20 protein-coding genes are annotated in these 26,485 nt (G+C 71.5%); 5 read left to right on the top strand and 15 right to left on the bottom strand.

Annotated features, from left to right (window positions below; all coding sequences use genetic code 11):
- Window positions 1-72: 72 nt before the first annotated feature.
- Together nusA and rimP are read right to left on the bottom strand one after the other, a co-directional pair.
- Entirely contained in the window at window positions 73-1,071 is a 999-nt protein-coding gene (nusA, locus tag ACFYW7_RS32840; RefSeq protein ID WP_389509073.1) for a transcription termination factor NusA, read from the bottom strand.
- Window positions 1,072-1,073: 2 nt separating this feature from the next.
- A complete protein-coding gene (gene rimP, locus ACFYW7_RS32835) occupies window positions 1,074-1,571 on the bottom strand; it encodes a ribosome maturation factor RimP (protein ID WP_389509071.1) in 498 nt (165 codons plus the stop codon).
- A gap of 251 nt (window positions 1,572-1,822) precedes the next feature.
- Here rimP and ACFYW7_RS32830 point away from each other — a divergent pair, with 251 nt between their 5' ends.
- Genes ACFYW7_RS32830 through ACFYW7_RS32820 form a run of 3 tightly spaced genes read left to right on the top strand, consistent with a single transcriptional unit; the run spans window position 1,823 to window position 3,837 of the window.
- Window positions 1,823-2,410, top strand: coding sequence for a hypothetical protein (locus ACFYW7_RS32830; RefSeq protein ID WP_389509069.1), 588 nt, complete (start codon window positions 1,823-1,825; stop codon window positions 2,408-2,410).
- Window positions 2,407-2,880, top strand: a complete 474-nt coding sequence (locus ACFYW7_RS32825; protein WP_389509067.1) for a ferritin-like domain-containing protein — start codon at window positions 2,407-2,409, stop codon at window positions 2,878-2,880. Before ACFYW7_RS32830 ends, ACFYW7_RS32825 begins: the two co-directional genes overlap by 4 nt.
- A gap of 39 nt (window positions 2,881-2,919) precedes the next feature.
- Entirely contained in the window at window positions 2,920-3,837 is a 918-nt protein-coding gene (locus ACFYW7_RS32820; protein WP_389509153.1) for an aminoglycoside phosphotransferase family protein, read from the top strand.
- 298 nt (window positions 3,838-4,135) lie between these two features.
- Here the strand turns inward: ACFYW7_RS32820 and ACFYW7_RS32815 are convergent, their stop codons facing one another.
- The 7 genes from ACFYW7_RS32815 to ACFYW7_RS32785 form a co-directional block, all read right to left on the bottom strand.
- A complete protein-coding gene (locus ACFYW7_RS32815) occupies window positions 4,136-5,830 on the bottom strand; it encodes a proline--tRNA ligase (protein ID WP_389509064.1) in 1,695 nt (564 codons plus the stop codon).
- A 72-nt stretch (window positions 5,831-5,902) separates the two neighbouring features.
- A complete protein-coding gene (locus tag ACFYW7_RS32810) occupies window positions 5,903-6,472 on the bottom strand; it encodes a GNAT family N-acetyltransferase (RefSeq protein ID WP_389509061.1) in 570 nt (189 codons plus the stop codon).
- Window positions 6,473-6,533: 61 nt separating this feature from the next.
- Window positions 6,534-7,382 (bottom strand): GNAT family N-acetyltransferase, encoded by an 849-nt coding sequence (locus ACFYW7_RS32805; protein ID WP_389509059.1) that lies wholly within the window; start codon window positions 7,380-7,382, stop codon window positions 6,534-6,536.
- Between the two features lie 254 nt (window positions 7,383-7,636).
- Window positions 7,637-8,794, bottom strand: coding sequence for a flavodoxin-dependent (E)-4-hydroxy-3-methylbut-2-enyl-diphosphate synthase (gene ispG, locus ACFYW7_RS32800; protein ID WP_389509057.1), 1,158 nt, complete (start codon window positions 8,792-8,794; stop codon window positions 7,637-7,639).
- Window positions 8,795-8,963: 169 nt separating this feature from the next.
- Complete coding sequence (locus tag ACFYW7_RS32795; RefSeq protein WP_389509055.1) at window positions 8,964-10,268, bottom strand: M50 family metallopeptidase; 1,305 nt, start codon at window positions 10,266-10,268, stop codon at window positions 8,964-8,966.
- Entirely contained in the window at window positions 10,265-11,521 is a 1,257-nt protein-coding gene (gene dxr / locus ACFYW7_RS32790) for a 1-deoxy-D-xylulose-5-phosphate reductoisomerase (RefSeq protein WP_389509053.1), read from the bottom strand. Before dxr ends, ACFYW7_RS32795 begins: the two co-directional genes overlap by 4 nt.
- A gap of 236 nt (window positions 11,522-11,757) precedes the next feature.
- Entirely contained in the window at window positions 11,758-13,692 is a 1,935-nt protein-coding gene (locus ACFYW7_RS32785) for an acyl-CoA dehydrogenase family protein (protein WP_389509051.1), read from the bottom strand.
- Window positions 13,693-14,108: 416 nt separating this feature from the next.
- On the opposite strand from ACFYW7_RS32785, the gene ACFYW7_RS32780 reads away from it, so the two are divergent.
- A complete protein-coding gene (locus ACFYW7_RS32780) occupies window positions 14,109-15,122 on the top strand; it encodes a LacI family DNA-binding transcriptional regulator (RefSeq protein ID WP_389509049.1) in 1,014 nt (337 codons plus the stop codon).
- A gap of 214 nt (window positions 15,123-15,336) precedes the next feature.
- Entirely contained in the window at window positions 15,337-17,379 is a 2,043-nt protein-coding gene (locus ACFYW7_RS32775) for a TIM-barrel domain-containing protein (protein WP_389509047.1), read from the top strand.
- A gap of 64 nt (window positions 17,380-17,443) precedes the next feature.
- Here ACFYW7_RS32775 and ACFYW7_RS32770 read toward each other — a convergent pair whose 3' ends face one another.
- The 6 genes from ACFYW7_RS32770 to ACFYW7_RS32745 form a co-directional block, all read right to left on the bottom strand.
- Complete coding sequence (locus ACFYW7_RS32770; RefSeq protein WP_389509045.1) at window positions 17,444-18,160, bottom strand: hypothetical protein; 717 nt, start codon at window positions 18,158-18,160, stop codon at window positions 17,444-17,446.
- Window positions 18,161-18,196: 36 nt separating this feature from the next.
- Window positions 18,197-20,440, bottom strand: coding sequence for a glycoside hydrolase N-terminal domain-containing protein (locus tag ACFYW7_RS32765; protein ID WP_389509043.1), 2,244 nt, complete (start codon window positions 20,438-20,440; stop codon window positions 18,197-18,199).
- Window positions 20,437-22,443, bottom strand: coding sequence for a beta-galactosidase (locus ACFYW7_RS32760; RefSeq protein ID WP_389509041.1), 2,007 nt, complete (start codon window positions 22,441-22,443; stop codon window positions 20,437-20,439). The genes ACFYW7_RS32765 and ACFYW7_RS32760 overlap by 4 nt, the downstream gene beginning before the upstream one ends.
- A 103-nt stretch (window positions 22,444-22,546) precedes the next feature.
- Complete coding sequence (locus ACFYW7_RS32755) at window positions 22,547-23,482, bottom strand: carbohydrate ABC transporter permease (protein ID WP_389509039.1); 936 nt, start codon at window positions 23,480-23,482, stop codon at window positions 22,547-22,549.
- Window positions 23,479-24,570, bottom strand: a complete 1,092-nt coding sequence (locus tag ACFYW7_RS32750) for an ABC transporter permease (protein WP_389509037.1) — start codon at window positions 24,568-24,570, stop codon at window positions 23,479-23,481. Before ACFYW7_RS32750 ends, ACFYW7_RS32755 begins: the two co-directional genes overlap by 4 nt.
- A gap of 28 nt (window positions 24,571-24,598) precedes the next feature.
- Entirely contained in the window at window positions 24,599-26,278 is a 1,680-nt protein-coding gene (locus ACFYW7_RS32745; RefSeq protein WP_389509035.1) for an extracellular solute-binding protein, read from the bottom strand.
- Between the last annotated feature and the right edge of the window lie 207 nt (window positions 26,279-26,485).

Below are 26,485 nucleotides of genomic sequence, written 5' to 3'. Positions count from 1 at the left end.
CCCCTTTGGGGCAAAAATCGAACGGTTGTTGTCGTGATGTAAGCGACCTACGGCTCGGATCTATTCCTCGGACTACTCGCCGTGCCGCTCGTCGGGCTGCTCGGTGTCCGGACGGATGTCGATCCGCCAGCCGGTGAGACGGGCGGCGAGGCGGGCGTTCTGGCCCTCCTTGCCGATCGCCAGCGACAGCTGGTAGTCGGGGACCGTCACGCGCGCCGACCGGGCCGCGAGGTCGACGACCTCGACCCGGGAGACCCGGGCCGGGGAGAGCGCGTTCGCCACCATGTCGGCCGGGTCGTCGGACCAGTCGACGATGTCGATCTTCTCGCCGTTCAGTTCGGCCATGACGTTGCGGACCCGGCCGCCCATGGGACCGATGCAGGCGCCCTTGGCGTTCAGGCCGTTGCGGTTGGACCGTACGGCGATCTTCGTGCGGTGGCCGGCCTCGCGGGCGATGGCGGCGATCTCGACGGAACCGTCGGCGATCTCCGGCACCTCCAGCGCGAAGAGCTTCTTCACGAGGTTGGGGTGCGTACGGGAGAGGGTCACGGACGGACCGCGGACACCCTTCGCCACCCGTACGACGTACGAGCGCAGGCGCAGCCCGTGCTCGTAGTTCTCGCCGGGGACCTGCTCCTGCACCGGCAGGATGGCCTCCAGCTTGCCGATGTCGACGAGCACGTTCTTCGGGTCGCGCCCCTGCTGGACGACACCGGTGACGATGTCGCCCTCACGGCCCGCGTACTCGCCGAGGGTCGCGTCGTCCTGGGCGTCCCGCAGGCGCTGCAGGATGACCTGCTTGGCGGTGGTCGCGGCGATGCGGCCGAACCCGGACGGGGTGTCGTCGAACTCGCGCGCCTCCTGCCCCTCCTCCAGGTCCTCGGGGTCCTCCTTCGCCCACACGGTCACATGACCGTTCTCACGGTCGAGCTTCACGCGTGCGCGCCGACGGCTTCCCTCGGTGCGGTGGTAGGCGATGAGGAGGGCCGACTCGATCGCCTCGACCAGCAGGTCGAAGGAGATCTCCTTCTCCCGCACCAGCCCCCGCAGGGCACTCATGTCGATGTCCACGGCTACGCCTCCTCTTCCTTCTTGTCCTTGCGGTTGAACTCGACCTGGACCCGGGCCTTGGCGATGTCCTCGAAGGCGAGCCGGCGGGCGGTGGGCTTGCGCCCCTTCACGCCCGGCACTTCGACATCGAGACCGTCGTCCTCGACCAGCAGGATCCGGGCGAGCAGTTCGCCGCCTTCCGCCAGCTGGAACTTCACCAGGCGGTCGGTGGCGCGTACGTAGTGGCGGTGCTCCGTGAGCTCGCGCTCGGCACCGGGTGTTCCGACCTCGAGGGTGTACTCGCCCGTGCCCATCGCGTCGGTCTCGTCGAGCTTCGCCGAGAGCGCGCGGCTCACATCGGCGATCGCGTCCAGGTCGGCACCCTCGTCCGAGTCCACGACGACGCGAAGAACACGCTTACGGCCTACGGTCTCCACTTCGATCTCTTCCAGATCGAGGCCCTGGGAGCTCACGAGCGGATCCAGGAGTTCTCGAAGCCTCTCGCTCTGGGTCGTGCTCATCCGGGTGACTCCTCGGCCGCGTGTGCTGTTGTGGGTTGGTCGCGTGTCAGGTCAAAGGGTATCCGGTCGCGGAGGGTGTTGCCGTCCACCGGAGCGGGCGCGCTCGCCCGGACGGGCCCCGAAGGCGTCCGCGAAATCGTGCCCGGAGCAGATGGAGGAGAGCCGCTGGGCGGCGATCGGCCCATGCGCGGGTACCGTGATCACGGGCAGCTCGCCCATACATTCGTACGAGCCCTCCGAGGACGTCTGCCGTGTCGTTCCCCCTGCCGTCGCGCACCCCGTCGGGTCCGCGCCGAAGGACCCTGCTCGCGGCCGCCGCGGGCACCTTCGCGCTCGCGGGCTGTTCCGCTCCCGAGCCGTCCGGCGACTCGACGGGCGGCAGCCCCTCGGCCGCGGACCGGGCCCGCGCCCGCGGGGCCCGCGACAGCACGGCGCTGGCCGACCGGTACACCGCGGTGATCACCGCCCATCCCGACCTGGCGGAACGGCTCGAACCGCTGCGGGCCGAGGCGGTCCGGCACGCGAAGGCGTTCGGCGCGGGCAGCGGCGGACCCTCCGCGTCCGGATCGCCGTCCTCCTCCGCCTCGGCGTCCGCCGCACCGTCCGGCTCGCCGTCGGCATCGGCCTCCGCATCGGCCTCCGCGTCCGCGAGCGCCTCACCCGACGTGCCGGTCCGCCCCAAGGACGCGCTCGCCGGCCTCGCCTCCGCCGAGCTCGCGCTCGCGGACGAGCGGACACAGACCCTGGTGGAGGTTCCCGGCGAACTCGCCCGGCTGCTCGCCTCGGTGGCGGCGGCCGGAGCGGCCCACGCGTACCTGCTGACGAAGGCGGCGAAGTGAGCAAGCGGAACGGATCCGAGGAAGCCGAGATCAGAGCCCTGCAGGCGGCACTGCGCGCCGAGCACGCGGCGGTCTACGGCTACGGCGTCGTCGGCGGGAGGATCGGCGAGGCCCGCCGGGCGGACGCCCGTTCGGGGTACGACGCCCACCGGGCGCGCCGGGACGAGCTGGCACGGGCGGTGAAGGACCTGGGCGGGACACCGGAGGCCGCGTCGGCCGCGTACGTGCTGCCCTTCGAGGTCACGGACACCGCGACGGCCGTGCGGTTCGCGGCCGAGCTGGAGGAGCGGGTGGCCGCCGTGTACTCCGACCTCGTACGCGCCTCCACGGGCGACCGGCGGCGCACCGCTGCCGGGGCGCTGCGCGAGGCGGCGGTACGGGCGGTCCGCTGGAGCGGCGAGAGCGTAGCCTTCCCTGGGCTCGCCGAGCGGGCGGGCACCCCGTCCGCCACGGCGCCCTCGCCCACGTAACGCGACCGGAAAGGAAACCTCTCGCGCATGGACTCGGGCATGGCCTTCGAACCGCCGCAGCGCCTCCTGCGGGCCCTGGGCGAAACCCGGCGAAGCGGGCCGGCGGAAGCCGACGCGTGGCTGGAGAAGCTGCCCGACCTGGCCCGACAGGCCGTCGAACTGCGCGAGTTGACCGTGGAGCGGGTGCAGGCGCCGGGCGGACGCAGCAGTCTGGTCGTCCTGGTGCGGCGGCCCGACGGAACACCCGCGGTGCTGAAGCTGGCACCCGAGCGGGCGCGTCCGGAGAGCGAGCGGGCGGCGCTCGCCCACTGGGACGGCCGCGGCGCGGTCCGTCTCCTGAACCCCGGCGACACCCACGGCGTCCTGCTCCTCGAACGGCTCCGTCCGGACCTGTCCGTACGGTCGCTGCCGGAGGCGAAGGCCCTGCTGGAGGCCGCGGGAACGCTGCGGCGGCTGTGGGTCGAGCCGCCGGCCGGTCATGTCTTCGAGACCGTCGCGGAGCGGACCGGGCGCCAGGCCGAGGCGATGCGGGCCACGGCGGCGGCCGGGGGCGGGGCCGAGCTCGTCGCCCTGGTCGACGCGGCGCTCACGGCCCGCGAGGAGCTGCTGGCCGGTCCGTCCGAGCCACGGCTGCTGCACGGCACCTTCCGGCAGAGCAAGGTGCTCGCCGGGGACCGCGCGCCCTGGCTGGCCGTCGGCCCGGACCCGGTGGTCGGCGAGTGCGCGTTCGACCTGGCCCGGCTGGTCCGCGACCGGGTGGAGGACCTCATCGCCTCGCCGTCGGGGCCCTCGATCACGCGGCGCCGCGTCAAGCGGCTCGCCGAGTCGCTGGACGTGGACCAGGAGCGGCTGCGCGGCTGGACCCTGTTCCGCGCGGTCGAGTCGGGCGTCCGGGCGGGCCGGGTCGGCCGGCTCCGGGACGCCGAACTGCTCCTGGAATTCGCCGGCTGGCTCTGAGGGCCCCCGGCCCGACCACCGTTCGGCCGCGGGGAGTTCGAGGGACTCCGAGGAGCCGGACCGTCGGGCGGACCCGGTCCGGAGGCGGTGCCCACCCCGGGCCGGCCGACGCACCTCGGGACTCCGCTCCCCCGCCCGCGTGTACGACGCGCCGAGCGGCGGCACGTCACGCGCGGGGCTCGCGAGAGCGTCAGGTCGTTCGTCGCCACCCGTGCGGGCGGGGAGCGTCGTGGGCCGAACGCCGGACGGCGCCCGCTCGCCCCGGGGAGGGGCTCGCGGGCGCCGTCGGGCGAAACGGTCAGGCCGTCAGGCGGGCGATCGCCTCTTCGACGGTCAGTTCCTCGCGCTCGCCGGTGCGGCGGTCCTTCAGCTCCACGACGCCCTCGGCCGAGCGGCGGCCGGCGACCAGGATGGCCGGTACGCCGATGAGCTCCGCGTCGGTGAACTTCACGCCCGGGGAGACTCCGGCGCGGTCGTCGACCAGGACGCGGACGCCCGCGGCAGCCAGCTTCTCCGACACGTCGAGCGCCAGCTCGGTCTGCAGGGCCTTGCCGGCGGCGACCACGTGCACGTCGGCGGGAGCGATCTCCTTGGGCCAGCACAGGCCCTTGTCGTCCGCCGACTGCTCGGCCAGCGCGGCGACCGCGCGGGAGACGCCGATGCCGTACGAGCCCATGGTCACGCGGACCGGCTTGCCCTGCTGCCCGAGGACGTCGAGCTGGAGGGCGTCGGCGTACTTGCGGCCGAGCTGGAAGATGTGGCCGATCTCGATGGCACGGTCCAGCTTGAGGCCGGTGCCGCAGGCAGGGCAGGGGTCGCCCTCGCGCACGACCACGACGTCGACGTACTCCTCGACCTCGAAGTCACGGCCGGCGACGACGTTCTTGGCGTGCATACCCTCCTTGTTGGCGCCGGTGATCCAGGAGGTGCCGGGGGCGACGCGCGGGTCGGCGACGTAGCGGACCTTCTCCAGTCCCTGCGGGCCGACGTAACCGCGGACGAGGTCCTCGCGGCCGGTGAAGTCCTCGGCGGTCACGAGTTCGACGGCGGCCGGGGCGAAGTGCGCCTCCACCTTGTCCATGTCGACGTCGCGGTCGCCGGGCACGCCGACGGCGACGATCTCGCCGTCCACCTTGACGAGCAGGTTCTTCAGGGTGGCGGACGCGGGGACGTCGAGGTACGCGGCGAGCGTCTCGATCGTCGGGGTGTCCGGGGTGGGGATCTCCTCGAGGGCGGGCACGTCCGCCGCGTCGACCGGCTTCAGCGCGTACGTGATCGCCTCGGTGTTGGCGGCGTAGTCGCAGTTCGGGCAGTCGGCGAAGGTGTCCTCGCCGGCGGCCGCCGGGGCGAGGAACTCCTCGGACTTGGAGCCGCCCATGGCGCCCGCGGTGGCCGCGCAGATGCGGTAGTCCAGGCCGAGGCGCGCGAAGATCTTCTCGTACGCGGCGCGGTGCAGCGCGTAGGACTGGGCGAGGCCCTCGTCCTCCAGGTCGAAGGAGTAGGAGTCCTTCATCAGGAACTCACGGCCGCGCAGGATGCCGGCGCGCGGACGGGCCTCGTCGCGGTACTTGTTCTGGATCTGGTAGAGGATCACGGGCAGGTCCTTGTAGGACGAGCACTGGTCCTTGACCAGGAGGGTGAAGATCTCCTCGTGGGTCGGGCCGAGGAGGTAGTCGCCGCCCTTGCGGTCCTGGAGCCGGAACAGCTCGGGGCCGTACTCGTCCCAGCGGCCGGTCGCCTCGTACGGCTCCCTGGGCAGCAGGGCGGGGAGGGTGACCTCCTGGGCGCCGATGGCGTCCATCTCCTCACGGACGACCCGCTCCACGTTGGCGAGGACCTTCTTGCCCAGCGGCAGCCAGGACCACAGGCCGGCGGCCGTCCGGCGCACGTATCCGGCCCGGACCAGGAGCTTGTGGCTGAGCACCTCGGCGTCCGCCGGGTCGTCACGCAATGTCTTGACCATCAAACGGGACATGCGCTGGACCTGGGCCATGATTCTCGACTCCTGCTGCGTGAGGGTGATGTCAGGAGGTTAGCCGGGCAGCGGCCGTCCCCGGAAATCCGTTTAGCGGTGTCGCAGCGGAAGGGGGGCGCCCATGACGGCGTACGGCTTGGGCGCGCTGGGGAAGAGGACCTGCCGGGCGAGGTCCTCGTAGCCGAGGGAGCGGTAGAGACCGCGGGCCGGGCTGTCGATGTCGATCGCGGAGAGGATCGAGCGGGGTTCGGTCGCGGTGGCGGTGATGGTGGTGATCAGGGCGCGGCCCACTCCCCGGTTCTGGAAGCGGGGGTGGACGTGCAGTTCGGTGATCACGAAGGAGTCGTCGAGCCAGCCGTCGTGTCCCTGTCCGCGCAGGTAGGGCTCGACGACGGTGGACCACCAGTGCGTCCGGTCGTTGGGCATGCCGTAGACGAAGCCGACGAGCCGGCCGTCGACGGTGGTCGCTCCGAGGGCGTGGGCTCCCGGGTAGGTGAGGTGGCGCAGCACGATCTGACGTCGTACGGCGATCTCGTCGGCGCCGAGCCCGAAGGCGAGTGCCTGCACGGCGAGCGCCTCGTCGACGCGCGCGGCGAGATCCAGCGAGCCGACGACCACGTCGTCGGAGTCGCGGTGGCCGTGACCGGGGAAGCGCAGCATGCCGGGAGACTACCTGGCGGACGGCGCGAGAGGTGAGGTCCCGCGGAGCCCGGGCCGGGCGTCAGAACAGGACGCTCATGAACGCGCCGACCTCCTGGAACCCGACGCGGCGGTACGTGGCGCGGGCGGCGGTGTTGAAGTCGTTGACGTAGAGGCTGACGACCGGGGCGACGTCGGCGAGGGCGTAGCGCAGGACGGCCGCCATGCCGGGGGCCGCAAGGCCGCGGCCGCGGTACTCGGGGGCCACCCACACGCCCTGGATCTGGCAGGTGTGGGCCGTCGCGGCGCCGATCTCGGCCTTGAAGACGACCTTGCCGTCCTGGTCGAGGCGGGCGAAGGACCGGCCGGACCCGACCAGTTCCGCCACGCGCGCCTGGTAGAGCAGGCCGCCGTCGCCGGCCATCGGCGAGACGCCGACCTCCTCGGTGAACATCGCCACGCACGCGGGCATGATCGTCTCCATCTCGTCCTTGCGGATGCGACGGAGGTACGGATCCGGGGTGACGTCGGCGGGCAGCCGGTCGGTGACCATCAGCGGCTGGTGGGCGCGGACCTCGCGGGCGGGGCCCCAGCTCGGTTCGAGCAGGCGCCACAGCTGGGCGGTGGGTTCGGCCGGTCCGACGATCGAGGAGCAGCGGCGGCCGCCCCGGCGGGCCCGGTCGGCGAAGCCGCGCACTGCGCGGGGGGTGGCGCAGATCGGGACGAGGTTGGCGCCCGCGTAGCAGAGGGACCGCAGCATGCCGTCCTCGTACCAGCCCCACATCTCGCCGCCGAGCCGCCAGGGGTCGAGCCCCGCGACCTGTACGCGGGAGGTGACGAAAGCGTTCGTCACCGGCTCGCGGCCGAGGACGGCGAGCGCGGCGTCCAGGTCACTCGGTTCGAGGACCCTGGTGGTGGTCTGGGTCAACACGTGCGGGGGCCTCACCCTGGGGTCTGCTGATCTCCGCACTGTACCTGGCGAGGTTGTACGCCGCCGCCCCTCGCGCGGGCCGGACCGGCCGACGCCGGTGCCCGCGCGGCGGCTGTACCGGTCACGGGCGGGCGGGGGTTCCCGGCCGGGGGCCGGGACCCAGCCGCCGCCCCGCCGGTCCGTGTTCCGCGGGTGCGGAGGCGCGGGGCCGCGGAGGGGTCGCGCGGGGCGTGGTGCGGAGCCGCGAGGGGGGGTCAGCCGGCGACGGACACCGACGGTTCGCCGGAGGCGATGCCCGCGGCCTCCATCTGCTCGGCGAGCTTCATCGCCTCTTCGATGAGGGTCTCCACGATCTTCGACTCGGGGACGGTCTTGATGACCTCGCCCTTGACGAAGATCTGGCCCTTGCCGTTGCCGGAGGCGACACCGAGGTCGGCCTCGCGGGCCTCGCCCGGGCCGTTCACGACGCAGCCCATGACGGCGACGCGCAGCGGGACCTCCATGCCGGTGAGGCCGGCGGTGACCTCCTCGGCCAGCTTGTAGACGTCGACCTGGGCGCGGCCGCAGGAGGGGCAGGAGACGATCTCCAGGCCGCGCTGCTTGAGGTTCAGCGACTCCAGGATCTGCAGGCCGACCTTGACCTCCTCCACCGGCGGGGCCGACAGGGAGACGCGGATGGTGTCGCCGATGCCCTCGGAGAGCAGGGCGCCGAAGGCGACCGCGGACTTGATGGTGCCCTGGAAGGCGGGCCCGGCCTCGGTCACGCCGAGGTGCAGGGGGTAGTCGCAGGCCGCGGACAGCTGGCGGTAGGCGTTGACCATGACGACCGGGTCGTTGTGCTTGACCGAGATCTTGATGTCCCGGAAGTCGTGCTCCTCGAAGAGGGAGGCCTCCCAGAGCGCGGACTCGACGAGCGCCTCCGGCGTGGCCTTGCCGTACTTCTGGAGCAGGCGCCGGTCGAGCGAGCCCGCGTTGACGCCGATCCGGATCGGGGTGCCGGTGTCCTTCGCGGCCCGCGCGATCTCCTTGACCTGGTCGTCGAACTGCTTGATGTTGCCGGGGTTGACGCGTACGGCGGCGCAGCCGGCGTTGATAGCGGCGAAGACGTACTTCGGCTGGAAGTGGATGTCCGCGATGACCGGGATCTGGGACTTCTTGGCGATCGTGGCGAGCGCGTCGGCGTCGTCCTGGGTGGGACAGGCGACGCGCACGATCTGGCAGCCGGAGGCGGTGAGCTCGGCGATCTGCTGGAGCGTGGCGCCGATGTCGGACGTCCGCGTGGTCGTCATCGACTGCACCGAGACGGGTGCGTCTCCACCCACGGCCACGGTCCCGACCTGGATCTGCCGGGTCTTGCGGCGCTCGGCCAGCTTGGTCGGAACGGACGGCATGCCGAGAGAAATCGCAGTCATCTGCTGTGCAACCCCAAGTTGTGGATCAAGGTCCCGGGAATCATGGGCTCCGGGCTTCGAGATTACGGTACGGGCGCGCCACCGGGCACATCACGCCCCGGCGTTCGAACCCGCTCAACGGAAGACGGCCGGGCACCCAGGGTGCCCGGCCGTCGCCAACGCTGTACGACTAAGAGATTTTCACGGGATTGACGACGTCTGCCACGAGCACCAGCAGGGTGAAGCAGACGAAGATTCCGGCCACCACGTAGGCAACCGGCATCAGCTTCGCCACGTCGAACGGACCCGGGTCCGGGCGGCGCATCAACCGGGCGAGGTTCCGCCGCAGCGACTCCCACAGCGCCCCGGCGATGTGCCCGCCGTCGAGCGGGAGCAGCGGGAGCATGTTGAACAGGAACAGGGAGAGGTTGAACCCGGCGACCACGAACACGGCCATGGCCAGCTGCTGCGAGGCCGGGATGTCCAGCGTGGCGATCTCGCCGGTGACCCGGGCCGCGCCGATGACGCCCATCGGGGAGTCCTGCTCGCGCGGGCCGTCGCCGAAGGTCGCGTCCCACAGGGCGGGGATCTTGCCGGGCAGGGCGACGAGGGAGTTCGCGGCGTCGCCGACCCGGTCGCCCATCCAGACCACCGAGTCGCCGAAGTCCTGCTTGACGACTCCGGTGGCGGCGCTGAAGCCGAGGAAGCCGGCCTTCACGTACTCGCCCTGGACGTAGGTGCCGCTGGAGTCCTTCTTGGTGACCAGGTTGGTGGCGATCTTCGCGTGCAGGGTCAGTTCCTGGCCCTTGCGGTCGACGACGATCGCCACGTCCTTGCCCGCGCTGTCGCGGATGAGGTCCGAGAGCGTGTTCCAGTCCTCGGTCGGCTTGCCGCCGAAGGAGACGATCTTGTCGCCGTTCTTCATGCCGGCGGCCGCCGCCGGGGAGGCGGGGTCGGACTTCTTGCAGGTGTCCCGGTGCTGGCTCTGATCGATGACGCAGGCCGAGACCGAGGCGACCGTGTTGGTCTGCTGCTGGATGCCGAAGCCCATGAGCACGGTGAGGAACAGGCCGATCGCGAGCACGAGGTTCATGAACGGGCCCGCGAACATGACGATGACCCGCTTCCACGGCTTGCGCGTGTAGAACATGCGCGTCTCGTCACCGGGCTTGAGTTCCTCGTAGGCCGCCGAGCGGGCGTCCTCGATCATGCCGCGCCACGGGGAGGTGGAGCGGGACGTGATCCGGCCGGCGTCGTCGGGCGGGAACATCCCGATCATGCGGATGTAGCCGCCGAGCGGGACGGCCTTGATGCCGTATTCGGTGTCGCCCTTCGTGCGTGACCAGATGGTCGGGCCGAAGCCGACCATGTACTGCGGCACCCGGATGCCGAAGAGCTTGGCCGTCGACAGATGTCCCAGCTCGTGCCACGCGATCGAGACGAGCAGGCCGACCGCGAAGACCACTATGCCGAGAATGAACATCAGGGTCGTCATGCACGAGCCTCCGCGATTGTCGTCTGTGCCGTCAGTTCACGGGCCCGGGCGCGCGCCCAGGTCTCCGCTTCGAGGACGTCCGCGACGGTCAGGGAAGTTCCCGTACGCGGTGTGCCGTGTTCCTCGACGACCCGGGTGACGGTCTCCATGATCCCGTTGAACGGCAGGGTGCCGTTCAGGAACGCGTCCACGCACTCCTCGTTGGCGGCATTGAACACCGCCGGGGCCGTACCCGCGAGCTGCCCCACGTGCCGGGCGAGTCCCACCGACGGGAAGGCCTCGTTGTCGAGCGGGTAGAACTCCCAGCTCGACGCCTTCGTCCAGTCGAAGGCGGGCGCCGCGTCCGGGACGCGCTCGGGCCAGCCGAGCCCGATGGCGATCGGGCCTCCCATGTCGGGGGGCGTCGCCTGGGCGATCGTCGAGCCGTCCGTGAATTCCACCATCGAGTGGACATACGACTGCGGGTGCACGACCACCTCAATGCGATCGAAGGGAATGTCGTAGAGGAGGTGCGCCTCGATGACCTCCAGTCCCTTGTTGACCAGGGTCGCGGAGTTGACCGTGATGACCGGGCCCATGGCCCAGGTCGGGTGCGCGAGGGCGTCGGCCGGTACGACGTCCGCCAGTTCGGCCTTCGTACGGCCGCGGAACGGGCCCCCGGAGGCGGTCACGACGAGCTTGCGCACGTCCGAGCGGGTGCCGGAGGCCAGCGCCTGGAAGAGGGCGGCGTGCTCGGAGTCGACCGGGATGATCTGGCCCGGCCGGGCCAGCGCCTTGACCAGCGGGCCGCCGACGATGAGCGACTCCTTGTTGGCGAGCGCGAGGGTGCGGCCCGCCTCGAGGGCGGCGAGGGTGGGGGCGAGGCCGATGGAGCCGGTGATGCCGTTCAGGACGGTGTGGCACGCGGAGGCGGCGACCTCGGCGGCGGCGTCGGCTCCGGCGAGGATCTCGGGAAGCGTGTCGCCGGGGGCGTACCGGGCCGCGAGAGCCTCCTGGAGTGCCGGGACCGCGTCCTCGCGTGCGACGGCGACCGTCCGTACCCGCAGCCGGTGGGCCTGCTCGGCGAGCAGGTCGACCCTGCCGCCCGCGGCGGACAGGGCGGTCACCCGGAACCGGTCGGGGTTGCGCAGCACGAGGTCGATGGCCTGGGTGCCGATCGAGCCGGTGGATCCGAGGATCACGACATCCCGGACCCCGTCCACGGGGTCGAAGACGAGATGCGGATCGGCGAGGGGGGCTGGACTGTCGCTCATCCCCCCATTGTGGCCGCATCGCGGCGGCGCACGGACAGGGCGTCCCTCGTTCCGGGCCCCGATGCGGTCGGCGGGGCGCGTCCGCCGTACCCCTCCGGTCGCGATCCCCGCTGCCGCGCGGCCCGGTTCGGCGACGTCGCCGGCCGGGAGCCCGGCCGCCCGCCGCCCGCCGCACGGCTCCGGTGCGGCGGGCGGCGGGCGGCGGAGCGGGAGCGCCGCGTCTGCCGGGGGAGGTGTCAGCGGATCGGCCGGTGGATGTTCTCCCGCCGGCTCTCGCCGGGGGTCGCGTCGGCGATCCAGGGGCCGTCGCCGGACGGGTCCACGACGCCTTCCTCCAGCCAGGCGTAGGTGCCCGACAGCACGCCCTCGACCACCTTGCGGTCCACGGCGTCCGTGTTGGTCCACAGCCGGCCGAAGAGTTCGTCCACGCGGATGCGGGACTGGCGGCAGAAGGCGTCGGCGAGCTGGTAGGCCTCGCGTCCGTGCTCGTCCGCGGCGCGCAGGTGCTCGGCCCGGACGCAGGCCGCGCTCATCGCGAAGAGTTCGGCGCCGATGTCGACGATCCGGCCCAGGAAGCCCTGCTTGGTCTCCATCCGGCCCTGCCAGCGCGACATGGCGTAGAAGGTGGACCTGGCGAGCTTGCGGGCGTTGCGTTCGACGTACCTCAGGTGCGGGGAGAGGTCCACCTCGCGGTTGAACTCGTTGTACGAGCCCGGGAGTTGCCCTGCTCCCGCCACCAGCTTCGGCAGCCACTTGGCGTAGAAGACACCGGCGTTGGCACCCGCCTTCGCCTTCTCCGAGAGGGACTTGTCGGGGTCGATGAGGTCACCGGCCACCGTGAGGTGGGCGTCGACGGCCTCGCGGGCGATCAGCAGGTGCATGATCTCCGTGGAGCCCTCGAAGATGCGGTTGATGCGCAGGTCGCGCAGGACCTGCTCGGCGGGGACGGCGCGTTCGCCGCGGGCCGCCAGCGACGCGGCCGTCTCGAAGCCGCGGCCGCCGCGGATCTGGACCAGTTCGTCGGCCATGCGCCAGCCCATCTCCGACGCGATGAGCTTGGCCAGCGCGCCCTCGATGCGGATGTCGTTGCGGTTCTCGTCGGCCATCTGCGAGGACAGGTCGAGTACCGCCTCCAGGGCGAACGTGGTGGCCGCGATGAAGGAGATCTTCGCCCCGACCGCCTCGTGCCGGGCGATCGGCTTGCCCCACTGCTCCCGGACCAGCGACCACTCGCGGGCGATCTTCAGGCACCACTTGCCGGCCGCCACGCAGGAGGCGGGCAGCGACAGCCGGCCGGTGTTGAGCGTGGTGAGCGCGATCTTCAGCCCCGCTCCCTCGGGACCGACACGGTTGGCCGCGGGCACCCGGACCTGGTGGAAGCGGGTGACGCCGTTCTCGATGCCCCGCAGGCCCATGAAGGCGTTGCGGTTCTCGACGGTGACGCCCGGCGAGTTGGTCTCCACGACGAAGGCCGTGATCCCGCCCTTGTGGCCCTCGCTCTTGGGCACCCTGGCCATCACGACCAGCAGGTCGGCGACCACACCGTTGGTGGTCCACAGCTTCACCCCGTCGAGGATGTAGTCGTCCCCGTCGGGCACCGCCGAGGTGGCGAGCCGCGCCGGGTCGGAGCCGACGTCCGGCTCGGTGAGGAGGAAGGCGCTGATGTCGGTGCGGGCGCACCGCGGCAGGAACGCCTCCTTCTGCTCGGGCGTGCCGAACAGCTTCAGCGGCTGCGGTACGCCGATCGACTGGTGCGCGGAGAGCAGGACGCCGATCGCCGGGCTGGCGGAGCCCACCAGGGCCAGCGCCTTGTTGTAGTACACCTGGGTGAGGCCGAGGCCCCCGTACTTGGGGTCGATCTTCATGCCGAGGGCGCCGAGCTCCTTGAGTCCGTCGACGGTCTCGTCCGGAATCCGTGCCTCGCGCTCGATGCGGGCGGAGTCGATCTGCGTCTCGCAGAAATCGCGCAGTTTGGCGAGGAACTCCTCGCCGCGCTGGACGTCCTCGGCCGCCGGCAGCGGGTGCGGGTGGATGAGGTCCAGCCGGAAGCGTCCGAGGAACATCTCCTTCGCGAAGCTGGGCTTCTGCCAGCCCTGTTCCCGCGCGGCCTCGGCGACCTGACGTGCCTCGCGTTCGGTGACGGTGGGCTGGGCTGGGGGTGTTGCGGACATGAGGCTCACCTCGCCGCGAATAGGGATCTTGGGACAGTTCGTTACCGACTGGTTCTACTCGATCGTATTTACCTGATTCCGGGTGACCCCACCAGTCCTCGCACAGCGTTCGGCCCAATGGGCACCCGCCGGACCACCGGCCGACGAAGCCCTTCCCCCGTTCCTCCGGCTCCTGGACCTGTGCGACCGCCGGTGTTGCGCCGGAGGTCCCTCCCGGGGGACCGTCTGTGCACCGCGGGACCGGGGGCCGGGGCGGATGCGCGGGGCCGCTGAAGCGGGTCCAGGAATTTCACTGTCGAAGCGCTTCGACAACCTCTGGACACGCTATCGCCACCCGGCTACTGTCGAGCCACCCCCACTCGCCCCGATCCGCACCCCGCGCACTGTCGAAGCGCTTCACAAGCTTGGAGAGCCGGATGGTCACCCTCGCCGAGGTCGCCCAGCACGCCGGAGTCTCGGCGAGCACGGTGAGCTATGTCCTCAGCGGCAAGCGGTCCATCTCCGCGGGCACCCGGCAGCGGGTCGAGCGGAGCATCCAGGAGCTCGGCTACCACCCGAACGCGGGGGCCAGGGCCCTGGCGAGCAACCGGTCCAACATCATCGCGCTCATGGTCCCGCTCCGCACCGACATGTACGTACCCGTGATGATGGAGATCGCCATCGCGGTGGCCACGAACGCCAGGACGCACGGGTACGACGTCCTACTGCTCACCGGCGAGGAGGGACCCGACGCGGTGCGCCGGGTCACCGGCAGCGGGCTCGCCGACGCGATGATCCTCATGGACGTCGAGCTCGACGACGAGCGGCTGCCGCTGCTGCGCGGAACGGACCAGCCGTCCGTACTCATCGGCCTTCCCGCCGTCACCACGGGCCTGACCTGCGTCGACCTCGACTTCGGAGCCACGGGCGCGCTGTGCGCCGAGCACCTGGCGATGCTCGGCCACCGTGACATCGCTGTCATCGGCGAGGCGCCCGCCGTCTACGAGCGGCACACCGGCTTCGCCGAGCGCACCCTCGACGGACTCCGTTCCCGCGCGCGGGAGTTGGGGCTGCGCGTACTGCACCGCCCCTGCGGGGGCGGCTACGACGCGATGGACCTGACGCTCGCCCGCATCCTCGACGAACGTCCGGGCACCACGGGCTTCGTAGTCCAGAACGAGTCGGCGGTCGAACCCCTGCTCGCGCTGCTGCGCCGGCAGGGCCGTGCCGTCCCCGAGGACGTGTCGGTGGTCGCGATCTGCCCGGACCAGGTCGCCACCCAGGCCTCGGTGCGGCTGACCTCGGTCGCCATCCCCGCGCAGGAGATGGGGCGGCACGCCGTCGAACACCTCATCGCCAAGCTCGAAGGGCACGGCAAGGACGAAGTCGTGCTGATCGAACCGGAGCTCACGGTCCGGGCGAGCACGGGCCCCGCGCCCACGGCTCCCTGAACCGGCCCCACCGGCTCCCTCCGCCCAGGACCGCCCGCTCCACGCACGAGCCCCTGCCCCCGCTGATCCAGGACCTTCCGAGGGCGCTCTCCCCCGGCCCCTCCCCGCGATGTCGTGTCCCTCCCTCCCCGGAGGACCGGCGCACCTTCGTGCCCCGTCCCGGGCACCCCGTCCGCACGTCCTTCATGTCTGCACTCCTTCAGGAGCACACCACGTGAATCAGCCTGCCGAAACACAGCCCCAGGTCAGCCTCGCGCAGTCCTCCCCGACCGTCGGCACGTTCCGCGACCGGGACGGCGCGCTGGAGTGGAGCGGCCGCTCGGAGACCGTCCGGATCGAGCCGTGGGGCCCCGACGCGGTCCGGGTCCGCGCCCGGCTCGGCGGCCCCGTGCTCGAAGGCCTCCCCGGAGCCCTGCTCGACGAGCCGGGAGCCACCGGAAGCAGGGTCGAACTCCGGGGCGGCGCGGGCCGGTTGACGGTCGGGGCGCTGACCGTCGAGGTGAGCGCCGAGGGACTGCTCCGCTTCACCCGCACCAGTGACGGCGGGGAACTCCTCGCCGAGGAACGCGCCCACTTCTGGTGGCCGGGACCGCGGCTCTACACCCCCACCGGCAACGGCCACCACCGTCTGGAGCAGCGCTTCGCCGCGTACGAGGGCGAGAAGCTGTACGGCCTCGGCCAGCACCAGCACGGGCTGTTCGACCAGAAGGGCACGGTTCTGGACCTCGTCCAGCGCAACGCCGAGGTGACCGTCCCGGTGCTCACCTCCAGTCGCGGCTACACCCTCCTGTGGAACAACCCGGCCATCGGGCGGGTGGAACTCGCCGGCAACGGGACGCGCTGGGTCGCCGACTCGGCCCGCCAGATCGACTACTGGATCACCGCGGGCACGCCGGCCGACGCCCAGCGGCGCTACAGCGCGGCGACCGGCCGGACGCCGATGCTGCCCGCGTGGGCGGCCGGGTTCTGGCAGTGCAAGCTGCGCTACCGCACCCAGGACGAACTCCTGGACGTGGCAAGGGAGTACAAGCGCCGGGGCCTGCCGCTGTCCGTCATCGTCTGCGACTTCTTCCACTGGACCCACCTCGGCGACTGGAAGTTCGACCCGGCCGAGTGGCCCGACCCGGCGGCCATGCAGGCCGAACTCGCCGGTCTCGGCGTCAAACTGGTCGTGTCGGTCTGGCCGTCGGTCTCGCCGCTCTCGGAGAACCACGCGCTCATGGAGCAGCGGGGCTGGTTCATCGGCACCGAGTACGGACCGATGGCGCACGCCGACTGGCCGGACAAGCAGGTCGCCTCGACGGTCCAGGTGGCGTTCTACGACGCCACGAACCCCGAGGCGCGCGACTTCCTGTGGTCCCGGGTGAAGGACAACTACCTCGATCCGTACGGCATCTCGGCCTTCTGGCTGGACGCCTGCGAGCCGGAGCTGAAGCCGGGCTTCGCCGAGAACCTGCGCTACCACGCGGGCCCGGGTCTCGAGGTGGGCAACCTCTACCCGCGCGAGAACGCCCGCACCTTCTACGAGGGCATGCTCGCCGCCGGGGAGACCGAGATCGTCTCCCTCAACCGCTCGGCCTGGGCGGGCAGTCAGCGGTACGGAGCGGCCCTGTGGTCGGGCGACATCGGGACCGACTTCGCGACCCTGCGCCGCCAGATCGCCGCGGGCCTCAACACCGCGCTGTCCGGCATCCCCTGGTGGAACACCGACATCGGCGGCTTCCACGGGGGCGACCCGGACGATCCGGCGTACCGCGAGGTCATGGTCCGCTGGTTCCAGTTCGGCGCGCTGTCCCCGCTGATGCGGCTGCACGGCTTCCGTGACCCCGGCCTGCCGCTGGGGCCGGGGATGACCGGGGGCCCGAACGAGGTCTGGTCGTACGGCGAGGAGGCCGGCGCGATCATGGAGCGGTACCTGCGGCTGCGCGAGCGCCTGAGGCCGTACGTGCTGGACGTCATGCGGGAGGCCCACGAGGAGGGCCTGCCGGTGATGCGCCCGCTGCTCCTGGAGTTCCCGGACGACCCGGCGGCCTGGTCGGTGGACGACGCCTACCTCTTCGGTCCGGACCTGCTCGTCGCGCCGGTCCTCACCGCGGGCGCGACGGTCCGTACGGCCTACCTCCCGGCGGGCGCCCGGTGGACGGACGCGTGGACCGGGAAGACGTACGAGGGGGGCGCGGCCGTGACGGTCGACGCGCCGCTGGACCGGATCCCGCTGTTCCTGCGGGACGGGGCGCGGCTTCCGGTGACCGGCTAGAAGAGCCGCCCCGACCGGGTGCCGCCGGTCCCCGTGAGGGACCGGCGGCACCGTCGGGCTCGGGTCAACTGCTGCTGATCGTCAGGTTGTTCGCGGCGAAGTCGAGACCGCCCGCGGACGAGGTGATCTCGAAGCCGAACTGCACGTCGCCGATGGTCTCGGCGCTGGACATCCAGCCCTTGGTGTTCGCGATCCACCTCAGGATCGGGAGGATGTTGATGGTGCCCGACGTGGAGTCGGAGCTGCGCAGGAACGAGAAGACGTCGTTCGCGCCGTTGTTGCCCTTGTAGACGGTCCAGGTGTTGCCGTTCAGCGTGAGCGTCCCCTGGGAGGTGCCGAGCGCGCCGACGGCGCCGTTGTAGTTGACCCAGAGCATGGTCTCGTAGTCGTAGTCGGTGTCCCAGATGTCGTACGAGGTGTTGTACGCGCCGGAGGACGGGACGGTGACGTTGTAGGTGCTGGTGAGGGAGGACAGCCCCGAGATCGTCCTGCCCACGTATTTCTTGGAGTTCGGGTAGGACTTGATGCCGCCGGTGTTGGGGTGGTTGGCCCAGACTCCCCAGTCGGTGCCGGAGTTGGCCCAGACGCACTGGCTGCCGGCGCCGGATCCCCAGATGTTGTTGTAGAGCGTGTAGCCGTTCAGGGTGGTGTTGCCCCACTGGTCGCAGGAGGACCAGACGGCGGCCTGGGCGGGGGCGGACGCGAGGCCGATCGTCGCGCCGAGCGCGAGCGTGGGGGCGATCAGGGCCTTGGTGATCCTGTTCCGGGTGCGAGGTGCCATGGGGGTCCCTTCCATGGGTGGGGGAGGTGCGGGTGTCTACCGCGGCCCCAGGGTGAGGACGCGGTCTTCTCCGGCGCTCAGGGAGAGCGGTCGCGCGCCGGCGGAAGTCTGGAGTTCGACGCGGCAGGTGCGGCCGGGGCGCAGCACGGCGGTGGCCCCCTCGGGGGTCCAGGTGATGTCGGCCTCGGCGCCGAACCGCGTCCGGACGCCCCGGAGTTCTCCGCGTGGCAGGCCTGCGGGGAGCGCGGGGAGCAGGACGAGTCGCTCCGGGGTGGACTGGATCAGCGACTCGATCAGCACGGCGGGCAGGGTGTGGGCGGCGTCGGCGTTGTAGACGTGCCGGTTCGGATAGTGGCCGCTCATGAGGGAGTCGTGGAAGAAGTCCCCGGTCAGGACGTTGTCGAGGGCGGTCGTCACCCGCGCCGCGTCCCGCAGCCGGGCGGCCACCAGGGCGTGGTGGAGGTGGCCGTGCGCCGAGTCGTTCTCGGGGCCGCGCAGTTCGAGCGCGCGACGGGCCGCCGCGGCGAGTTCCGGGGTGTCGTAGGGGTTGATCTCGTCGAGCGGCCAGACGCCGTAGAGGTGGCTGAGGTGCCGGTGGTCGTAGGTGTCGTCGAGTCCGGGCCACGCCCACTCGGCCAGCGCGCCCTCGGCGTTGACCCGGTGGGGCGGCAGCCGGTCCGCGAGCGCGCGCCAGCGTCCGGCGTCCGGCCCCGGGTGGTAGTCGGCCGCGGTGCGCAGGGCGTGCCGGGCCGCCGAGAGGTCCATGGCGGCGTTGAGAGTGATCCATCCGGCGTTCGCCGGGCGGTTCTCCGGGGAGTAGGACGGTACGACCACCAGATGGCCGTCCGCGTCGGTCCGGGTGAGGAAGTCCTCGTAGAAGCGGGCCGTTTCGGCGAGCGCGGCGGCCAGGCGCGGCTCCCGTTCGCCGCGGGTCTCGTCGTGGTCCACGAGCGGCTTGAGCAGCCAGTCGGCGCCGGCGGTCCACACGTGCAGGGGGTACGCGTCGCTGAGGTGGTAGATGTGGCCGGACTCGCCGTCGGTGTGCGCGGGGGCCACGATCCCGCGGGCGCCGAACACCGCCCGGGCGTTGTCCCGCCAGTGCGGCAACTGGCCCTGGACCAGGGTTCTGTGGGCCTCGACGACCTCGGGGAGCGCGGCGGACGCGGCGGACGCGGTCTGGAGGTTGAGGTTGGCGTCGGTGGTGAACGCACCGGACCAGGCGGTGTCCCAGTCGCCGGTCCAGAGTCCGGTGAGGCGGGGTGGCAGGGTCCCGGCCGAGGACAGCAGGTGGTGACGGCCGGCCGCGAAGAGCCGCTCCAGGAGGGCGGGGCTGTTCGGCCGCCGGAGCAACTCCGATCCGGACAGGGCCCGTTCGGCGGGCTCAGCGCCCAGGTCGAGGGTGACACGGCTGTAGGCGGCGCGGTGCGGGGCCGTGTGGCGGGTGAGGAGACGGGCGTACGAACGCTCGGCGTCCGCCGGGGTGTGGGCCGGGCCGCACAGCAGGTCCCGCAGCGCGCGGGCCTCGGCGAGCTCGTCCGGTTCACCCCGCTGCCGGATCACCCGGGTGAGCAGCAGCACCGACCCGGCGCCCCGGACCCGTACGCCGGGAAGGGCGGGACGGGTCCGGCCGTCGGTGACGAGGAGGGTGACCCCGGTGTATCCCAGGTCGCTGCCCGGATAGCGGGCGCGCAGGGTGAGCAGCGCGCCCTCGGGGGTGCGGACGGCTCCGTGTCCCACGTCGAGGTCCGCGGGCGCGCCCGGCAGCCGGTGGTCCAGGGCCACGTCGAGCGAGAGGCCGGGGGCGGTCACGAGGTGCGCGATCACGTCGTCGGCGCGGGAGACGAAGACCTCGCTGCGCCAGTCGCCGCAGGCGGCGCGGACGACCCCGGTGGCGAAGTCCGCCTCCCGACGGTAGGCGGCCGGCCGCGCCGCCGGACGGCGCAGCCGTATCCGGAAGGCGGGGTGGAAGGGCTGCACCCACAGCAGCGGCCGTCCGTCGGTGAAGTCCTCCCCGGCGGTGGTGTCCCCGGCCAGCAGTCGGTCCTGTACGTCGGCGAGGCGGTCGGCGAGTTCGGGCGGGCGCGCGTCGGCGCTGCCGTTGGGGCGCGTCAGGCGGTGATGGTTGACGATGACCCGGTCGTCGTCCGGATCGCCGAACACCATGACGCCGTGCGTGCCGTTCCCGCTGAGGAAGGCGTCCTCCCAACGGGCCGCCGGGCGGGGCTCCCAGGTGCCGTGGACGGGGGCGGCGGGTGCGGACGCGCGCGGGGTGTCCGTCATCGGGTGAGCACCGCCGCTCCGTGACGCTCCAGCCGTACGGAACCGTCGACGGACGCGCCGCCGAGCAGGTCGCGGTGGCCGCCCGGGATCTCGACGGTCACCTCGCCCGGGCGGTGGTTGAGCAGGAAGAGCAGGTCGCCGCGCCGGACGGCCTCGACGCCGTCGGGCAGCCCGTCGAGCACCGGCCGCACACCCGCGCCGTGCGCCGCCCGCGCGAGCAGTCCGCGCAGGGCCGCCGGTTCGGGAAGGGTGGAGAGGTACCGGGCCGTGCCCTTGCGGAGCACGGCGGGCAGTCCGTCCAGTTCGCCGTCCCGGTAGTGGGCCTCGGTGACCGCGGTGCCGTCGGGCTCGATCTCCTCCGACCAGAGCGTGCCCGAGAAGCCGTCGCACACGGCGGTCTCCCCCGCGTCCAGGGGCCACCACTCGTGCAGGGTGCGGATGCCGAACAGTTCGCGCAGCCGCTCGTCCATGCCGCCCGGCCGCACCCGGTCGTCCTCGTCGGCGACGCCGGTGAGGAAGCCGCAGACGAGCGTGGCGCCCGCGCGCACCCGCGCGAGGAGGTTGTCGATCGCCGCGTCCGTGAGGAGGTACAGCTGGGGCACGACGATCATCCGGTAGGCGGAGAGATCGTGTTCGGGGTGCGCGAACGCGGTGGTGAGGTGGGCCTCCCACAGCGCGCGGTGCCAGGCCCGTACGACCTCGGCGTAGTCGACCCGGGAGGACGGGCGGCCGTCCTGATCGCCCGCCCACCAGGAGTTCCAGTCGTGCAGGATCGCGATGTCGGCCTCGACGCGGGCGCCCGCCACCCGAGGTCCGATCCGGCCGAGTTCGGCACCGATCCGCTTGATCTCCTGGAAGGCGCGGCCCTGTTCCCCGGCGTGGCCGATCATCCCCGAGTGGAACTTCTCCGCGCCCTGCCGGGACTGCCGCCACTGGAAGTAGCAGACGGCGTCGGCGCCGCGCGCCACCGCCTGGAGCGACCACAGCCGGTTCAGTCCGCGCGGCTTGGGATGGTTCACACCGCGCCAGTTGACGGCTCCGGCGGCCTGCTCCATGAGCATCCAGGGTCCCCCCGCGGCCTGGGACCGCGTCATGTCCTGCACGAGGGCACCGTTCTGCGCACCGAGCGCGTCGCGCGGGTCCGGATAGAGGTCGACGGAGACGACGTCCTCCTCGACGGCCCACCGCCAGGCGTCCTGGCCGACCCACATCGGCATGAAATTGCTGGTCACCGGGGTGTGCGGGCTGTGGCGGCGCACGATGTCCCGCTCGGCGGCGTAACACTCCAGGAGCATGTCGGAGGTGAACCGTCTGAAGTCGAGCACCTGGGTCGGGTTCTTCGTGTAGTGCGCGTGACGCGGCGGAAGGACTTCGCTCCAGTCGTCGTAGACCTGCCCCCAGAAGGCGCTTCCCCAGGCCGTGTTGAGGGCTTCGGTGGTGCCGTACCGGTCCTGGAGCCAGCGGCGGAAGGCGGCCGCGGCCTCGTCGCCGTGGTCGAAGGTGCAGTACTCGTTGTTGATGTGCCACATCGTGAGCGCGGGATGACTCCCGTACCGCGCGGCCAGGTCCTCGGTGATGGCGGCGGCGCAGCGGCGGTACACGGCGCTGGAGTGCGAGAAGTGCTGACGCGAACCCCACCATTCGACGCGGCCGTCCTCGTCCCGGGGCAGCGTCTCGGGGTGCAGCCGGCCCATCCAGGGGGGCGGCGAGGAGGTGGGGGTGGCGAGCACGACGCCGATGCCGTGCTCGTGGGCCAGATCCATCAGGCGGTCCAGCCAGCCGAACTCCCTTGCTCCCGGGCGGGGTTCGATCCTGGCCCAGGAGAAGACCCCGAGGGTGACGGAGTTGACTCCGGCCTCCTTCATGAGGCGCATGTCCTCGTGCCAGGTCTCCTCGGGCCACTGCTCGGGGTTGTAGTCGCCGCCGAAGAGGACGCGGCCCCGGGTGGCGTCGCTCAGACTCGGCCGCCCGGGCGTGGGACCGGTTCCGGTGGGCGTGCGCATGGCCTACCTCGATCGGGGAGGGGGAAGTGGACCGCCGCGGCCGACCGCTGTCAGGAGCGGGTCGGCCGCGGCGGAGCGGAGGGCCGACGGCGGAGAAGGGGGGTCAGCCCTTCACGGCGCCGGTGAGCATGCCCTTCCTGAAGTGCCGCTGGACGAAGGGCGAGAGGACGGCCACCGGCAGCAGCGCCATCACCATGACGGCCATCTGGATGGCGAGCGGCGACAGTTGGCCGGTGTTGACCTGTGTGGCGAGTCCGGCGGGGCGCTCCTGCTTCTGCACCAGCTGGATCATGACGTTCTGCAGCGGCATCATGTCCTGGTCGGTCAGGTAGATGGAGGCGTTGAACCAGGCACTCCAGTAACCGACCGCGTAGAACAGCGAGATCACCGCGATGACCGCCCGGGAGAGCGGCATCACGATCTGCCACAGGATGCGCCAGTCCCCGGCGCCGTCGATGCGGGCGCTGTCCACGAGTTCCGGCGAGATGCCCATGAAGAACGCGCGCAGCACGAGGATGTTGAAGACGCTGACCGCGCTGGGGAGGATCAGCGCGAGGTAGCTGTCGGTGAGGCCGAGGGCCTGCACCAGCAGATAGGTGGGGATGAGTCCCGCGCCGAAGAACATGGTGGCGAGCAGCAGCATCAGGAACCAGCGGTGGCCCAGTGATCCGACGCGCGAGAGTCCGTACGCGCACAGGACCGAGACCGCCATGCTGAACAGGGTGCCGACCAGGGTCACACCGAGGCTCACGAGGGCGGCGCGCTGCACCTGGCCGCCGGAGAGCAGCTCCTGGTAGGCGACGAGGGTGAAGCCCTTGGGGACGACCACCAGGCCTCCCGCCGCGTCGATGGTCCTCTTCGACTGGAGGCTCGTGACGATGACGATCCAGAGCGGGAAGAGGATCGCGAGGGCGGCCAGGACGAGGACGATCCCCTTGCCCGCGAGGCCGGCCTTCGACGGCTCCTCCTCCCAGGGCGGCCGGGGCGGCGGGGCCCAGCGGCCGGGCCGGTCACGGCGTTCGTAGGTCACGGCGGTCATTTCTTGTACACCCCCTGCTCACCCATGAGGTGGGCGACCTTGTTGGCGGTCAGGACGAGCCCCAGGCCGACGACGCCCTTGACCAGCCCGGCCGCGGCGGCGTAGCCGAAGTCCTGGTTGCGGATGCCGTTCCACCAGACGTAGGTGTCCAGGACCTCGGAGGCGCCGGGGCCCACCGCGTCGCGCTGGAGCAGGAGTTGCTCGAAGCCGACGGTGAGCGCGTCGCCGACGCGCAGCACCAGGAGCAGGGCGATCACCGGGCGCAGGGCGGGCAGCGTGATGTGCCACATGCGCCGCCGGCGTCCGGCGCCGTCCATGGCGGCGGCCTCGTACAGGTCGGGCGGGACGGAGGCGAGGGCCGCGAGGAAGACGATGATGCCCCAGCCCGCGTCCTTCCAGACGCCTTCGGCCGTCACCAGGAACTTGAAGATCCCCGGGTCGGTCATCAGGTCGATGCCCTGGTGCCCGTGGCGGCGCAGGGTCTGCGCGATGATGCCCGCCCCGCCGAAGATCTGCTGGAAGACGGTGACGACGAGGACCCAGGAGAAGAAGTGCGGGAGGTACATGACCGCCTGGGCGACGGCCCGGACCCGGGGCCTGACCACGCTGTTGATGAGCAGCGCGAGGCCGACCGGGACCGGGAAGAACAGCACCAGTTGGAGGAGGAAGAGGACGAACGTGTTCTGGACCGCGTGCCAGAAGGCCGAGTCCGCGAAGATCCGCTGAAAGTTCTCCAGGCCGGTCCAGGGGCTCTCGAAGATCGCGACGAAGCCGTTGTCGCTCAGGTACGGGTCGTAGTCCTGGAAGGCGACGACGTTGCCGAGGACCGGTACGTAGGTGAAGACGAGGAGCAGCGCGACCGCGGGCAGGGTCATCAGGATCAGGGTCCGGTCGCGTCGGAACCGCAGCCGGAGACTCGGCTTCCCGGAGCCGGCCGCGGCCCCCTTCCCGGACCGGCGCCCGTCGGCCCGCCGCCGGACGCGCCGAAGGCCGGTGCGTCCGGCGGCGGCGTCCGGCGGACTCCCCTCCGGGGTCCGCCCGTCCGCCTGCGCCCCGGCCCCGCTCCGCGGCACCGTGCTGTGGGACACGGTCACACTCCTCGCCTCGGGTGCCCGGTCACTTGGCCGCGGAGCCGTTGTCGTCGAGCAGCTTCTTGTACCAGGCGCGCAGGTCGTCGCCGCCCTTGCTCTTCCAGTCCGCGACGGCCTGCTGCATGTCGGCGATCTTCTTGCGGCCGCGGACGATGTCGTCCTCCAGCTGCTCGAAGTCGTTGGCGAGGTTGGTCCACCGGTTGGGCTCGGTGATCGTCAGGCCGTAGAAGGAGGACTTCTTGGTGAAGGCGCCCATGCGCTGCTGCCACTCCACCTGGAGCTTGGCGATCTCCGGCAGATCCGGGTGGGCGAGGTAGGCGGCCGGGTCCCCGGTGTAGTCGTAGGCGCCGTTGACCTCATTGGTGCCCTTGGTGGTCTTGGTGGGCAGACCGTCCTTGAGCGTGTAGTCGGTGCCCTCGACGCCGTACACCGTGAGCATGTACTCCTTGGTCCCGTACGGGGCCGCGCAGTAGTCGGCGAGCGCGAGGAAGTCCTTGATCTGCCGCTTGGACGCCTTCTTGCTGACGAACGTGAAGATGCCGGCGGGCTGGGTCGCCCAGAGCGTGGGGTCGCCGCCGTCGGGGCCGAAGATGTCGAAGGCGCCCATCTCGAAGTCCTTGTTCTGGGTGCGCTGTTCGGCCGTCGAGCCGTACCAGTAGGACAGGTCGCCGTTGAAGACGAGGGACTGGCCCGCGGTGAAGCGGTTGGACGCGTCGCCCTTGACGGCCTTGGCGTCGGGGTGGACGACGCCCGCCGCGTACAGCTTGCGCGTCCACTCCAGGGCCTCGAGGTACTCGTCGGTCTCGATCCGGTTGACCAGCCTGCCGTCCCTGAGGTCCCACCACAGCGCCTTGTCGCTGCCGTTGAGGACGCCGTAGACGTTGAAGGCCGTCCACTTGAGGTCGTCGCAGGCCCACACCTTCGCCTTGGCGTCGGTGGCCTCCTTCGCCCAGGCCAGGAACTCGTCGGGCGACGTGGGCGGGGTGTAGCCCTTCTTCGCGAAGATGTCCTTGCGGTAGAAGGGCGCGATGTTCGTGACGTACGAGGCCGGCATCGGGATCGCGCGCAGCAGGCCGCCGAAGATGGAGCGCTGCCAGGCGTCGGTCGGTACGGCCGCGAGGTTCGGGTACGCCTTGACCTTGTCGCCGGACAGGTACGGGCCGAGGTCGGCGAACTTGGCGTTGACGGCGCTGGGTACCTTGCCGTTCAGGTTCCAGCCCGGGACGACCACCACGTCCGGGATGTCGCTGGAGGCGAGGATCGCGCCCAACTTCTCGTCGTAGGTGTTGCCGTCCTGGTTCTGCCAGGTCACCTTGACGCCGATGGCCTCGTTCATGGCCGAGTAGTACGCGTTGTCGTCGGCCGGCGGGCTGCCCCAGAACGGCGACATGATCTTCAGGTCGCCGCCGGCGCCCAGCTTCTTCGGGACCGACGTCTTCAGCGCGCCCAGGTCGATCGCCCGGGTGAACCCCGCCGCCGATCCGTTCTTCGACGGGATGTCGGGCGTGACGACGCTCGACGCCACGAACGCCGGAAGGATCTTCTGCGCGTCCTTCCCCGAGGTGGTGCCGTCCTTCTTGCCGTCCTGCCCGCCTCCGCAGGCGGTGAGCAGGGACGTTCCGCCGGCCACGGCGGCCGCTGCGACCGCCGTGGAGGCGAGGAAGCTTCTCCGGCTGGGGGCGGAGGTGGCGGAGTTCGGCGTCATCGCGTCAACCCTTCATGGCGCACGGCAGGACACCCGGCGGTGGAGCCGTCGGCTGCGGTGTCTCGAGTGGATCCGGCTGAGCTGAAGCGGCCTTCGGAGGACCGTGCCCTCCGCGGGAGGGAAGCCCATCAATCGAAGCGCTTCGATGTTGCTGCGAGGTTAGGTGAACGCCTGGGGGTGCACAAGGGTCGCCCCCAAGATTCCTCG

It is taken from the genome of Streptomyces sp. NPDC002580 (assembly GCF_042889485.1).
Lineage (GTDB): Bacteria > Actinomycetota > Actinomycetes > Streptomycetales > Streptomycetaceae > Streptomyces.
Note: the sequence above shows the minus strand (reverse complement) of the source record. Positions and strands in the feature narration are given on the sequence as shown.

Excerpts from the sequence above, each read along its gene's own strand:
- ACFYW7_RS32785 (WP_389509051.1), bottom strand. The coding sequence starts at position 13,692 with ATGTCCGCAACACCCCCAGCCCAGCCCACCGTCACCGAACGCGAGGCA.
- ACFYW7_RS32820 (WP_389509153.1), top strand. The coding sequence starts at position 2,920 with ATGGCCTTCGAACCGCCGCAGCGCCTCCTGCGGGCCCTGGGCGAAACC.
- ACFYW7_RS32780 (WP_389509049.1), top strand. The coding sequence starts at position 14,109 with ATGGTCACCCTCGCCGAGGTCGCCCAGCACGCCGGAGTCTCGGCGAGC.
- dxr (WP_389509053.1), bottom strand. The coding sequence starts at position 11,521 with ATGAGCGACAGTCCAGCCCCCCTCGCCGATCCGCATCTCGTCTTCGAC.
- ispG (WP_389509057.1), bottom strand. The coding sequence starts at position 8,794 with ATGACTGCGATTTCTCTCGGCATGCCGTCCGTTCCGACCAAGCTGGCC.
- ACFYW7_RS32745 (WP_389509035.1), bottom strand. The coding sequence starts at position 26,278 with ATGACGCCGAACTCCGCCACCTCCGCCCCCAGCCGGAGAAGCTTCCTC.
- rimP (WP_389509071.1), bottom strand. The coding sequence starts at position 1,571 with ATGAGCACGACCCAGAGCGAGAGGCTTCGAGAACTCCTGGATCCGCTC.
- ACFYW7_RS32760 (WP_389509041.1), bottom strand. The coding sequence starts at position 22,443 with ATGCGCACGCCCACCGGAACCGGTCCCACGCCCGGGCGGCCGAGTCTG.
- ACFYW7_RS32765 (WP_389509043.1), bottom strand. The coding sequence starts at position 20,440 with ATGACGGACACCCCGCGCGCGTCCGCACCCGCCGCCCCCGTCCACGGC.
- ACFYW7_RS32755 (WP_389509039.1), bottom strand. The coding sequence starts at position 23,482 with ATGACCGCCGTGACCTACGAACGCCGTGACCGGCCCGGCCGCTGGGCC.
- ACFYW7_RS32815 (WP_389509064.1), bottom strand. The coding sequence starts at position 5,830 with ATGGCCCAGGTCCAGCGCATGTCCCGTTTGATGGTCAAGACATTGCGT.
- ACFYW7_RS32795 (WP_389509055.1), bottom strand. The coding sequence starts at position 10,268 with ATGACGACCCTGATGTTCATTCTCGGCATAGTGGTCTTCGCGGTCGGC.
- ACFYW7_RS32770 (WP_389509045.1), bottom strand. The coding sequence starts at position 18,160 with ATGGCACCTCGCACCCGGAACAGGATCACCAAGGCCCTGATCGCCCCC.
- ACFYW7_RS32810 (WP_389509061.1), bottom strand. The coding sequence starts at position 6,472 with ATGCTGCGCTTCCCCGGTCACGGCCACCGCGACTCCGACGACGTGGTC.